Below are 13,406 nucleotides of genomic sequence, written 5' to 3'. Positions count from 1 at the left end.
CCCTCCGCAAAATGAATTATATTGATTTGTATCACCATTTTAAAACGATTCTCATTTATTTTCACTTGAATATCAATTGATACAAACAGTTTAATAAATTATTTATATTAAATAAGATTAGGTTTTAGAACTATCAATTCAATTTTCATACGGACATTCTACTTTCTAATTAAGATTTGGATTTTATTAAGAAATGTGCTTCTTCATCTTATTTTTATAAAAGTATTTATAATTTTTATTGAGGTTTAGTATAAACATAGTTTTACATTGAAAAAATACATAAGATGAATCTTTGATATATGATCAAGGTTTTATGTTAGAGTCATTATGCGTTATGTTGGAATTAATGATTTAGATTAGATCATCAAATTAGCCCCTACATAACTAACATATTCAACTTAAATAACAATGGTTCATCAATAACATATTTTGAGGAGGACAATAATGAATAATTTAGTTGTTTTTGCACATCCAAATCAACAAAGCTTCTGTAAGGGTATAGTAGACACTGTAGTTAAGGCTTCTGAAGAAGCAGGTGCAAGCGTAAGAGTTAGGGATCTATATCAAATGCAATTTTGCCCGCTACTTAAGTCTGATGATTTTGTGGCTTTTCAAAGCGGTAACACTCCAACAGACATAAAAGAAGAACAAGAACAGATACAATGGGCTGATGTAATAACTTTTGTTTTCCCCGTATGGTGGGCATCTATGCCAGCTATCTTAAAAGGATATATAGATAAAGTATTTTCATATGGCTTTGCTTATGAATACGTAGATGGAGCTCCAAATGGATTATTAAAAGGTAAGAAAGTAGTTATATTCTCTACTACTGGTACACCAAATGAGATGTATGCCGCAAGTGGAATGCACAAATCTATGGAACAAACTATAGGTCAAGGCATATTTAACTTCAGTGGAATAAAAGAGGTAGATCAAACCTTCTTTGGTGCAGTTCCTTATGTTACCGATGAAGTTCGTAAAGATTATCTAGGTGATGTAAGTAGAATAATCACACAAAACATTAGTCATACTGTAAGAGTCCCAATAGAAAGCTAATATCTTGGGATTTTCGGCAGTAGTTTATCTATAATTGAAGTTGGAACCCTATACAACATAAAAAACCTCTGAAATATTAAGATGTCCTAAACATAGGTTCCATTTTAATAAAACAGAGGTTTTTGTATATAGAATATTAATTCTTTGAGTAAGCTCATTAGAAATAAACAACTCTAATCCTAAAAATGCAAATTCAATTATAGAGTTGTTCATCTAAACACAATCTGATGACTAATAGCTTAATTCCAAAACAATACTTAAGTAGCGTCTATTTTTTATATGTCCCTGTATTTTTCTAGATCTCTTTGAACCAGATGAAGCAGATTATTAAGTTCCCATACTTCTCCTTCTTCAATTAGTTTATTAAGAGAAACTTGGTACCTTGATGCCTCTGCTAGCTTTCCAATAGACATAAGGCTTAATATATTGTTCATTATAGTAGAGATAAGATCTGACTTAACCTCAAATAGCTTTTGTGCATCCTTTATCTCGTCTTTTATCTCTAGCATCTCTTCATCAAGTCTAAAGGCTGCATCTGCAGCTTTTTTAAGCTTTTGCTTTATCTCACCAGGAATCTGCTGTTTGTACTTATAATTCAAAGAATGTTCTATGGTAGCCCAAAAATTCATAGCCAAAGTTCTTATTTGAAACTCTGCCAATATTTCCTTTTGTCCCTCAGCCATATTCACTGGATACTTTATTATCATATGATAACTCCTATAGCCACTACCCTTTACGTTGGCAACATAGTCCTTCTCATACAGTATTTGCATGTCCTTTCTTTCTCTTATAATTTCAACAACTCTTTGTATATCATCAACAAACTGACACATTATACGAACACCAGCTATGTCTTCCATTTCATATTGAAGTCTATGTAATGGAATGTTGAATTTATTTGCTTTCTCTAAAATACTAGATACTTCTTTTACTCTTCCAGTAATAAATTCAATAGGTGAATATTCATTCTTCCTTCTATACTCTTTTCTTATACTTTTTAGCTTAACTTTCAATTCCTCAACAGCCTGTTCATAAGGAGTAAGGAATTCCTTCCAGTTTTTTATTGCCATAATCTCACCTTTTCATAATCACTTTAAATCCAAACCCTAAATATAAAAATGATTAAACTTTATTGCAACTTCTATAATTATATCAAAATATGATTTACGTGTAAAAATTTTTATAAATATTACGATAATTAATTATAATTCCAAGTGGAAATGTATTAAAATATGGAGTAAAATTAAGAGTATGAATAAAGTCTAATTAAACTTATGATTAAAATTATATTTTGTCACCCAAAAATTTAGTTAATAATTTACGGCCCACAAATGCCAATTTTAAATTATTTTACATAATATGTCAACTAATATTTAAAGGTGTACTTCTAAAGAGGTGTTATTATGGATAAAATTTTTTCAGGATTAGAAAACCTAGGGTTTGACAATCTACAAAATGTAGATTTATATAACAAAGAGGAAAAGGCAAAGGCAGCTAACGCACAAGCCGCAAAAAAAGAAATAGATCTATCTACTTTTTTATACGATAAAGAGTGTCAATGTCCCGTATGCGAAAGCAAATTCAAAGCTCGTTCCCCTAAAACAAATGGACCTAGATTACAAAGTAAGGACTCAGATTTCTTCATGAGATATTCAGTTATAAACCCATATTTTTATGATGTGTATGTATGTCCAACTTGCGGCTATAGTGCAATGAAGGCTGATTTTAACAAATTAAAGTCTTATCAAATTGAACCTATTGTAAAAGGTGTATCTAGTAAATGGAATCGTAAAACCTATCCTGCAATTTATGATGAGAATATAGCTATTGAAAGATATAAGTTAGCTCTTATAAACAGTGTTGTTATGGAAGGAAAAAGCAGTACAAAAGCAATGATATGTCTTAAAATTGCTTGGATGTATAGACTTCTTGAAGACAGTGCTAATGAAACTGCCTTCTTAGAAAAAGCTTTAGAAGGATTTGATAACGCTTACCAAAATGAAGACTTTCCCCTATATGGTATGGATAGATTCAGTTTGATGTATCTTCTTGGAGAGTTGTCCAGAAGAATAGGAAAGACTGAAGCAGCACTTCAATGGTTTAGTAAAGTAATTAGTAGCATTCAAGCACCACAAAAGATTAAAGATATGACTAGAGATATGAGAGAATTAATTAAAGATCAGCAATTGTAATATTAATGGCTTTTTTGTTATTTTTTATAGAAATACAGAGAATTTTTTGCACTTTGTGCTATAATTAGATTATATAAGTTGCAATAAACAAATACTTTCTTTTACTTAATATTTATTATTAATAAATTTATCAGAGAAACTTATATGTTTAATATTATATATGTAAATCAGGGGAGGATAATGATGGGATTATTTTCAAAAAAGAAAGAGTCTATAAGAGAAATAGCTGCTACTCAACCGGAAGAAATAGCCGTAAAAGAAGTAGCAAACAATGATTATCATAATTTCGTAGACAAGCTAGTTACACTTTCTAATGAAGCTGATAATGTTAAGAGCAATATTGGAGACGTAACTAACTCTATATCAAATCTTACAACATCAACTGAATCAATAAATGACGAACTGCATACAGCTGATGGAATGCTTAGGGGTTTTAATGAATCTATGGAATCTTTAGCAATGAACATCAACAACGTACATATTTCTGTTCTTGACACTGATGAATTGGCAGATAAAGGTATAGTTACAATAAACTCATTAGATTCATCACTTAAAGAACTTCAGCAAGCCTTTCAAGTTTCATATTCAACTGTAAATGAGCTTGTATCAAAGCTAGAATCAGTTAATATGATAACTGACTCCATAAGTCAAATAGCAAGCCAAACAAACCTACTTGCTTTAAATGCAGCTATTGAAGCAGCTAGAGCTGGAGAAGCTGGTAAAGGATTCTCAGTAGTAGCTGGAGAAGTTAGAAAGCTTGCAGAAAACTCAAAACAAGCTGTTCAAAGTATAACAAAGATATTAGATGAAATAAAAGTAGAAATACTAAATGCTTCTTCCGCTATGAATGGTGGAAATACAGCAATAGTGGCTCAACATGATACTATCGTTGAAACAAAAGATACTTTTACTAATATAAAAAATTCTATAGATGGCGCTACTTCAGAAATAAATGACTGTTTAGTTAACCTTGTTGCAACTGCTGAACAAAAGGATAACTTAATCAACTTTATAGGAAATGTAACTACTCTATCAAAAGAAAACTCAGCTTTAGTAGATGAAATAGCAGTAACTCTAAATGAACAAGTAGGATCTCTTTCAGACTTTACTGATTCAGTAAAAAAAATAGAGAAAGATCTTAATAAATAGGTAAATAAAAAACCACTTCAGTGCTAAAACTGAAGTGGTTTTTTATTGTTTACTCACTAATCTAAAATCTTTACTGGATTAAAATTAATATAATCACATGAAGTCATTATATACTGAACATCTTCATGCATGCCATTTATAACTCTAGATAGTGCTGGACCATGCAGATGACCATATATGACCTTTTCCACATTATATTCCTTAAATATTTCTGTGAAGGCCGATCCATCAAACTTTTCGTTAGTTGGTGGATAATGTATCATACAAATAAACTTTTCATATCCAGCTCTTTTTGCAGCATCTAAGGACAGCTTTAATCTTATCTGTTCTCTTGAATAAATCTTTTCATCACGACTTGTAAACTTGTCACTACCTGGACAAATCCATCCTCTTGTACCACATATCGCATAATCTTCATATGTAAAAAAGTTGTTTTGTATAAAATGCATTCCCTCATACATAGAGTTTAACTTAGATATGCTACTCCACCAATAGTCATGATTTCCCTTTATTATTATTTTTCTTCCAGGGAGATTATTAATCCAATCAAGGTCATCTTTGCTTTCATCAGCAGTCATTGACCATGATATATCACCGCCAATTAATACTGTATCTTCTGCGGTTATTTTACTTATCCAATTTTCTTTTATCTTCTCATCATGCCTATACCAGTTCTGTCCAAATATATCCATAGGCTTATCAACATTCAAAGCAAGATGAAGATCAGAAATAGCATATAGCGCCATATTAAATTCACCTTTCGTCTATTAGTTTATCTATATCAGTTACATAGGCTATCACATGGGCTACAGCTTCATAAAGATCATAGGGGATATTATCTCCTACATCTACATTCGACAACATCTCAGCTAATTCTTTATTATAAACTACAGGTATTTTATTTTCCTCTGCTTTTTCAATTATCTTATCTGCGATAACTCCAATACCTGCTGCAGTTACGATTGGTGCTTCAAAATTCTGTTCGTATTTAAGTGCAGCAGCTTTTCTCCTTTGGTTCACATCATCACACCCTTTGCCTATTCCATTCATTGATATGTAACCTTATAGTATAATTTCTTAAAGAATAAAAAATTTCTGAAGTAACTTTCTCCAGTAATTCTTTTGTGCATCTGCTTTTCCCAATGTATATGAGAAGAACTTGGCAGACAACATATTCTACTCTTAATTATAGCAGATTAATCGGTAAATCGTATATATTAAACAGTTACATTTATGGCAGATATATTCTTATCATCAAAAAAATCTCTACAATTTACTAGATTAACATCTTCTAGTTTTTTAGATATGACTATATTCGAAGTAAAACCCATACTTTCCAAAGAACTTTGAAGCTTACTCTTTCCAATATCCAAGGCCTTAACAAACTTTCCGTCACATTTTAAATCAATACTAAGAAGTTTATTTTTTAAATTCAAATATCCATCAACTGTGCCTAAATTGAAAGTTTTTACGGTAACCACCATCTTAACATTAGTTGAATCAATTTTTTTACCTTCTTTTCTATCATCTTTTATTATAAGCTTACAAGGATAATCCTTTTCTTTAAGTTGAATAGGAAGGTCTAAACAATAATACTGATTATTCAAATTATTAAACACTTTAAAATCACTCATATTATTTTTTAAAAGTTCCATTACCTTTTCACCGAGTTTTTCAGAAAACACTCCATCCAATTGATTCTTAATAGTATCATTTAATTTTTCAATAACCTTCATCTTAGTAGGTTCATCTAAATTAGCCATCTTCACTTCTAATATTTTATCCATTCCATGCTTATCTAATAAAGTTTTTACTATATCTAGCTTTGAACTCTCAATTTCTTTTGGAGCTAACTGTGTTGTTGATTTATCAACAGAAGAATTAGTTACTTGAAGTCCAGCCTTATCTTTAGGCAAGCTTTCTTTGTATGTTATAGTTTCTCCACTAGAAGTAGTTTCATTCTTATTAGCTGTATTTGCTCTGCCGTCAGCCTCTCCATCACCATTAACCTGCTGTTGAACAACTTTATTTATAATATCATCAATTGAACTATTTAAGTCATTACTTACAGTAATATTCACCAAGTCAAAATGAGTTATTACACTTTTTACAAGATCTTTAACTTGTTCATTTCTGCTAGAAAATTGATTCTTTATAATTTCGTTGTTAGGTAAGTTTGAGTCCGCTTTCATGTTTTTTTCATTAGACAATGTTTCTGCGCTATTAGGTTTTAAAGAGGTACTATTTGTATTATTAGCTTCATCCAATGTAACTTTAGTAGCTTGTGCATCATTTTTCCCTATATCTTTCCCTAAAACATCACTATCAGCTACAGCCTCATTTACAACTTTTATTACATCTTGTATCCTACTAAATTCTTTATTCGATAGATTTATTCTTCTATCTAGAATTTTAAATATCCCATCTTCAATATTCTCTTTATTAATTTGGGACATATTATTACCACTAGCTGAAACTTCCTTCCTAATAACTGATATCAATTCCTTATCAGAAAGAGCATTTAATTTACCTTCTAATGCATCATACTCCCCCGTAATCATAAATTGATTTTTATTATTTGATAATATATCTTTCAAACTATTCCTTAATATATCATTATCATTAGCAGTCATGGATTTAAGCAGTTGTAGCATATTAATCTTGCTATTTCCTGAGGAATAGGTATCATTTATCAGTTTACCTTTTACATTATTGGAAGAGGCTTCATTACTAGCTGTATTAACTTTACTCTTATCAATAAATTTTTCTTGAGATATGTTTTCTTTATCATTTGATTTTTCTTGAAGGATTTCATTCAAATCACAGGTATATATATCTGAGTTTATTTGAACCTCATTCATCTTATGGTCAATTAAATTCAAGTTTTCAAAAACAACTGCAAAATTCTTTGATAATTTCTTAAAACTCTCTATATTCTCTGCTGTAAGATCTATTCCGTTCTCCATCATCATCATTAATTCATCTTTATTCAGAGTATTAAAACTAACGAAAAATTCTTTAAGAAGTTTTTGAATCTTTTGTCCTTGCTCGCTATCTTTAGGAATTCCTTTTATAGAAAGATATCTATCTATGAAAGCATCAGCTTCCCTAGGATTAGTTTGAAGCTTGTCTCTAAAATTCATAATACTTTTAAGCCTTACTACACCCTCTTTAGTTAAATTCATATCAAATCTTATCATAAGTTTTACAATATCTTTATCTTCCGAAGAGAGTCCTTCTGCTTTAATAAAATCATCAACAGGATCTTTTGTGCTGCTTCCATCCTTAGCATTATCATTTACAATCTTAAGTTTTAACTTTCCATCTACAAAACCATCTACTTGAAACTTAACTAATCCATCTTTAATTTGTTCAAGAGGAGCATCTACTTCTGCAGCAAATTGCCAACCATCTAAAAGCTTAATCATTACTTCATTTTTATCATCTAAAGCCTTTACAACTCTTCCAGAAAATTTTTCTCCTACTTCAAAGGTTAACTTTGAAGACAGCTTTTTATTCCCAGTATTATATACATTATTTACATTCCAAATTGCTGGCATATGCTACTCCCCTCTATATAACTATTTATACTATATTATCGAAAATTAAATTGATTTCCTTTAATTATTATTTCTTATAAAAAAGCACTACCCTATGCTTAAATTATTGAGAGTAACCTTCATCTAAAACCACTGATTCTTCTTCAACAAAATGCATTAAGTAGTGCTTTAAAAGCTTCTTAAGCTAATTCAATTTTATTATAATTCTTCTTACCTCTTTTTATAAGAGCAGCACCATCTTTGAAGTCTTCTTCAGTAAGTTCTCTTTTAAAGTCGGTTACCTTTTCTCCATTTATTGACAGTCCACCTTGCTGAACTAATCTCTTTCCTTCAGCCTTTGATGGAATTACAGCAGTTTCAGCAAGAACATCTAAAAGTGATAAACCTAATTTTTCTCTAGTTACAGTTACAGTAGGTACATTACTCATATCACTTCCAGCACCAAATAGAGCTTCTGCAGCACTTTGAGCTTTAGCAGCCTCTTCTTCTCCATGTATAAGCTTTGTAACTTCAAAAGCAAGGACCTTCTTAGCATCATTTATAGCTGAATCCTTTAAAGCTCCTAATCTTCTTACTTCATCCATAGGTAGGAATGTAAGAAGTGCAAGACACTTTTGAACATCAGCATCTCCTACATTTCTCCAGTACTGATAGAAATCATATGGGGATGTCTTTTCTGGATCTAGCCATAAAGCTCCATTTTCTGTTTTCCCCATCTTCTTACCTTCACTGTTAGTAAGTAGAGTACATGTCATTGCAAAAGAATCTTTTTGAGATTTTCTTCTTATAAGCTCAACACCAGCAATCATATTTGACCACTGATCATCTCCTCCAAGCTGCATCTTACAATCGTACTTTTGATTTAATTCATAAAAATCATAACCTTGCATTAACATATAGTTAAATTCTAAGAAGGAAAGTCCTTTTTCTAGTCTTTGTTTAAAACATTCAGCAGTAAGCATTCTATTTACAGAAAAATGAGTTCCAACTTCTCTTAAGAAATCAACATAGTTTAGATTTAAAAGCCAATCTGCATTGTTAGCAAGAATTGCTTTTCCCTCTGAGAAATCAATAAACTTTTCCATTTGCTTCTTTATACAATCTACATTGTGCTGTATTTGCTCTTTTGTAAGCATCTTTCTCATATCAGTTTTTCCACTTGGATCTCCAACCATAGCTGTTCCACCACCAATAAGTGCAATTGGTCTGTGTCCAGCTCTTTGCATATGTGCCATAAACATCATAGCAATAAAGTGTCCAACATGAAGACTATCAGCAGTTGGATCAAAACCTATATAAAAAGTTATTTTTTCCTTTTCTAATAATTCTCTAGTTTCGTTTTCATGAGTAAATTGTTTTATGTATCCACGTTCCATTAACTCATCAAGTACTTGCGCCATTAAAATCCCTCCAAATATTCTTAGATGTATCACTTTATCATCCAACTGTTATTTTACTCTTCTCTTTAAAAGCTAAAAATTCCATATCATAAAAGCCAATAATTATAGTATATAAATATTCCATTTATTTATCAACATAAAACTCTAATTATAGACTGTATCCATATAAATTAAATTAATAAATTCATAATTTCCTGTCGCATCTAAGTGCTTCATCCACAATATCAAAGTTAATAGGAGCTGCTATATAGTGATTAAAATACTATATAGCAGCTCCCTTATTTAATATATCATAGTGTTCAATATCATCTATTAAGTTCTGCTATCAAAAGTCATGGGCTAGTGATTTTTAAACATGCATAAATTAACTTTCCACTCAAAAATCCTTTAGGTGTTCAACTTTATATATTTTTCTATATCTAATAATATCCTTGAAATTAAGTTGTTATGCAGGAGATGCTATATGAGCGAGCTATTAGAATTAAATGATTTTTTCAGATGTAATGGCGTTAATAAACTGTACTGTTCGAACGTAGTGAGTTTACAGTTTTAGCCATGGAATATGACAAAATCATATTAATTCTTTGCGTAATCTCATTAAAGCATTGGATGCGTGACCACTTAATTTTAGCACCATATTTTTAGTTAGCAACCAATTGACAATTAGTGTATTTCTGAATAAATTCCGGAGCTTCATGTTCATGGTTAATACTAATGTATACGTTTATTCCAAACCTATTAGCCAATTCATCTAATTTATAAAACAAATGTGCCGCATTTTCTATTTCACAATCAACAATATTACATAGCCCATCTATATAGATGTTCTCAATATCGTAATCTTCAGAAATTATGCCGCACAAAAATCCATACATACCTTCATAGCTCATTAGACCTAAATCGCTAGTAGATATAAACCTTATTTTTTTGTCTACTTGTAGCATGCATCTGCTATCATCATCGATAAAAACAGAGTTACCTTTTTCAGTTAAAACATTTCTGTTTGCAAGATTAATTAGCTCTTTAGTTTTTCCAGAACCTCTCTTATTACAGAATACCTGAATCATTAGAATCACTCCTTAAATTTATTTTAATTTTAGTTCAAGATTTTGCACAGATTTTTCATAAAATAATTGTAAAAAATCTTCAACTAAAGAATAAGTACAAACGAACATTTTTTAAGATTTTATAGAAGTATTTCATCTTTATATAGATTATTAACTAGAAATAGTGAAAAAAATCAACTAATTATATAATTTTACTTTATTTATATAATATTCAAGTTTTCTTAACATTTTTTATATTTTTTCAATTTTATAAAGCTTCACTTACACCTGGAAATATAACTTTGAAAACATTCTCTTGTTTAGAATTAATAAATATTATCTTTCCTTTTCCCTTGAAAGCCTTCTTCATGTTAGATAAACCTGTATTATTCTTTAGAAATCTCCCTTTATCATCTAGGGTTATCACTTTTTCATATAACCACATATTTCTTCTATTATAATCCCTTGTATCACCATTCTTTTTATTGGTTTTCATAAGCTCGCCTGGACTCATTACTACAATGGAGTTGTATCCCATATAAACCTCGATTATCCTTGAGAACTCTGAATATTCCCTGTATAAAACTGCATTCTTAATAGCTTCTAGTACTGCAATATACGGATAATTATCTGGTAGCAATTCCTTTAAGTGAATTTCGCAAAGATCAATCATATTTATTATATTTCCCTGAACTATAATTACCTCTGGCTTATTCTTATTTATTTTATTTATTATTTTTATCATATTATGAGGTATATATATACTATTTATATCTGAAAATACTAAGAGCCCTCCAAGCGTACAAATAGTTTCTCCTGTTTCTCTATCTCTAGAAGTTATTGAGCTCCTTTGAAGAAGAAATTCTCTATTTTCATCATTTATTTCAACAGACTTAGATTTGAAGTATTTATCAACTATATCCATATTTAAAGCACTCATATCACTTCTTACAATAGCACAGGCCTCTATATTAAGGTTTAGACTTTCCTCAAAAGCAGCAACAAGCTCCTGCTTTCTCATGATATCAGTAGTAGAACCCCTTCTTATAAAAAACGCTCCACTTTCTCTTACTTGATATGGCCTCTGTTCCCAGTTATATATTGTTATTACCGCCACATCTTTACCTTCAATTGTGAGATAGTCTACCGATACTGGTATTGGAGGATCACATCTAGAGGCTACTATTTGTTGAATCTTTTCCTCATTAAATTTATCTTCTTCACTTATCCCTATGATTCTCTTTGTCTTATCTTCTATTCCAACTACTATATAACCTCTTCCACCATTAGAATTAGCTATAGCACATATATCCTTTGTTAATTCTTTTTTACCAGTCTCATAGTTTAGCTCTATTCGTTGTTTAAAATCTAACTTTCTTCCTTCTTCCCTAGCTAGTAGGCTTAAAAGTTTCTTCTTATCCATTAGAAATTTCCTCTCAGAAGTTAAATCAAATTATCCTAATATAATATATTATATTCCAATAGCCTTGTATAAGATACCACATAAAAGTTAAATTAATTATAAAAACTTTACTAGTTGAATTTTAGATGTCTCTACATCCAATACTTTAACTTTCTAAAACTCCAAAACAAAAAAACAGCCTGTACAACAAGCTGTTTTTATCTAAATATTAATGAACTTATAATTCTATTTTTACCAGAACTCTTAGCTTTATACATTAATGAATCTGCTACTTCTACTACAGCATCAACACTATGTCCATCTGCTGGATAAAAACTTAATCCAATACTTATAGTTACTGTCTTTATAATATTATCTCTTATGACAGGACTATTCTCCAGTTTTTTTCTTGTTTGCTCTACTCGGTTTTCCATCTCTTTTTCTGTTTCATCACCCCGTAAGCAAACTATTATTTCTTCTCCACCATATCTAGCAATTATATCTTCGTCCTTTAGACAGCTTTTTATAACTGACACCACATGTTGAAGCGCTTCATCCCCAAATTGATGTCCAAAATTATCATTAACCTTTTTGAAATTATCCACATCTATCATAACTATTCCAAAGCTCTTATCTGGATAATCTTTAATCTTTTTATCTAAACTTTCAAAGAAGTATTTTCTATTATATATATTAAGGAGAGGATCCCTCTTAGATGCTTCCTGAATCCTTTTATAAAGTATACTATTTTCAATAGCAATAGCAATCTGATTGGCTATAGATGACACAAACTTTATATGTGCTCTTGTAAAGAATCTATATAAGGTATGCTCAACCATTATATACCCAATATTTCTATTTCTTATTCTTATAGGAAAACCTATTACCGAACGGATATCTCTTCGAAATTTTTGATCTTCAAATATCACTTCTTTAGAATTTACAACAAATTCTTCAGCATTTTCAATATAACTGTTTATTATAGTAGGAAATATTATTTCTTGAGAGTTTGTATTAGTTGCTTTGACTTCTAATTTTCCATCTTCTATAAGATAAATTGTAGAGTAAGTTCCCCCAAGTATACCAACAATCATATCATTTATCATTGATATTAAGTTTTCATGAGAAATGTATGAATTAATATATTGGCTTACTTCAACTATATTTGCTAGTGCATCTAGATCTCTTTCCAATCTTATATTTCTTTCACTTAGCACCTGTAACTGCTTTTCAGCAAAATTTTGATAGGTCTCAAACTCTTCATGTATTCTCTCATACATCAATCTGTAATCGTCCATAAGCAACTCTCCTACTACTTTTCTTCTTTTACTCTTTATAATGAATGTAATTTATCATTATTTAAATTTCTTTTACTTATAGAGTTCCTAGCTCAACTATTAATTTATACATGCTACAAGTCATAGGTGCGTGATTTTTGAACAAGTATAAATTAAGTTTCGACATAAGAACTCTATATATAGATATCCCAGTTCTGCCTTATAGATCTAAGCTAATAATTTTATTAATTAGTTAGTAGCAATTTAGATTTTATTATGAATTGGCACACCATTAAATACATTTTTAACATTATATTAAAATAT

12 protein-coding genes are annotated in these 13,406 nt (G+C 30.2%); 3 read left to right on the top strand and 9 right to left on the bottom strand.

Going from position 1 to position 13,406, the window contains the following annotated elements; translation table 11 throughout:
* The first annotated feature begins 444 nt into the window (after positions 1 to 444).
* Positions 445 to 1,056, top strand: coding sequence for an NAD(P)H-dependent oxidoreductase (locus JHL18_RS25360; RefSeq protein WP_200274526.1), 612 nt, complete (start codon positions 445 to 447; stop codon positions 1,054 to 1,056).
* 48 nt (positions 1,057 to 1,104) lie between these two features.
* On the opposite strand, the gene JHL18_RS25750 is transcribed toward JHL18_RS25360, so the two are convergent.
* Both JHL18_RS25750 and yjbM read right to left on the bottom strand, forming a co-directional pair.
* Positions 1,105 to 1,269, bottom strand: coding sequence for a hypothetical protein (locus tag JHL18_RS25750; protein WP_207753115.1), 165 nt, complete (start codon positions 1,267 to 1,269; stop codon positions 1,105 to 1,107).
* A 62-nt stretch (positions 1,270 to 1,331) separates the two neighbouring features.
* Positions 1,332 to 2,126, bottom strand: a complete 795-nt coding sequence (gene yjbM, locus JHL18_RS25355; protein ID WP_200274525.1) for a GTP diphosphokinase — start codon at positions 2,124 to 2,126, stop codon at positions 1,332 to 1,334.
* Positions 2,127 to 2,459: 333 nt separating this feature from the next.
* Here yjbM and JHL18_RS25350 point away from each other — a divergent pair, with 333 nt between their 5' ends.
* Together JHL18_RS25350 and JHL18_RS25345 are read left to right on the top strand one after the other, a co-directional pair.
* On the top strand, positions 2,460 to 3,248 hold the full coding sequence (locus tag JHL18_RS25350; RefSeq protein WP_200274523.1) for a DUF2225 domain-containing protein: 789 nt from the start codon (positions 2,460 to 2,462) through the stop codon (positions 3,246 to 3,248).
* A 183-nt stretch (positions 3,249 to 3,431) separates the two neighbouring features.
* A complete protein-coding gene (locus JHL18_RS25345) occupies positions 3,432 to 4,397 on the top strand; it encodes a methyl-accepting chemotaxis protein (RefSeq protein ID WP_200274521.1) in 966 nt (321 codons plus the stop codon).
* A 56-nt stretch (positions 4,398 to 4,453) separates the two neighbouring features.
* On the opposite strand, the gene JHL18_RS25340 is transcribed toward JHL18_RS25345, so the two are convergent.
* The 7 genes from JHL18_RS25340 to JHL18_RS25310 form a co-directional block, all read right to left on the bottom strand.
* Positions 4,454 to 5,143: a metallophosphoesterase gene (locus JHL18_RS25340; protein ID WP_200274519.1), complete on the bottom strand. Its 690-nt coding sequence runs from the start codon at positions 5,141 to 5,143 to the stop codon at positions 4,454 to 4,456.
* A gap of 7 nt (positions 5,144 to 5,150) precedes the next feature.
* A complete protein-coding gene (locus tag JHL18_RS25335; protein ID WP_200274624.1) occupies positions 5,151 to 5,417 on the bottom strand; it encodes an EscU/YscU/HrcU family type III secretion system export apparatus switch protein in 267 nt (88 codons plus the stop codon).
* A 197-nt stretch (positions 5,418 to 5,614) separates the two neighbouring features.
* Entirely contained in the window at positions 5,615 to 7,957 is a 2,343-nt protein-coding gene (locus tag JHL18_RS25330) for a hypothetical protein (RefSeq protein WP_200274517.1), read from the bottom strand.
* A 179-nt stretch (positions 7,958 to 8,136) separates the two neighbouring features.
* Positions 8,137 to 9,357: a tyrosine--tRNA ligase gene (gene tyrS / locus JHL18_RS25325; protein WP_200274515.1), complete on the bottom strand. Its 1,221-nt coding sequence runs from the start codon at positions 9,355 to 9,357 to the stop codon at positions 8,137 to 8,139.
* Between the two features lie 641 nt (positions 9,358 to 9,998).
* Positions 9,999 to 10,424 (bottom strand): hypothetical protein, encoded by a 426-nt coding sequence (locus JHL18_RS25320; RefSeq protein WP_200274513.1) that lies wholly within the window; start codon positions 10,422 to 10,424, stop codon positions 9,999 to 10,001.
* Between the two features lie 247 nt (positions 10,425 to 10,671).
* Positions 10,672 to 11,826 (bottom strand): AlbA family DNA-binding domain-containing protein, encoded by a 1,155-nt coding sequence (locus tag JHL18_RS25315; protein ID WP_200274511.1) that lies wholly within the window; start codon positions 11,824 to 11,826, stop codon positions 10,672 to 10,674.
* Between the two features lie 197 nt (positions 11,827 to 12,023).
* Positions 12,024 to 13,103, bottom strand: coding sequence for a sensor domain-containing diguanylate cyclase (locus tag JHL18_RS25310; RefSeq protein ID WP_200274509.1), 1,080 nt, complete (start codon positions 13,101 to 13,103; stop codon positions 12,024 to 12,026).
* Between the last annotated feature and the right edge of the window lie 303 nt (positions 13,104 to 13,406).

The sequence above is a fragment of the Clostridium yunnanense genome, assembly GCF_016595795.1.
GTDB classification, from domain to species: domain Bacteria; phylum Bacillota; class Clostridia; order Clostridiales; family Clostridiaceae; genus Clostridium_AR; species Clostridium_AR yunnanense.
Note: the sequence above shows the minus strand (reverse complement) of the source record. Positions and strands in the feature narration are given on the sequence as shown.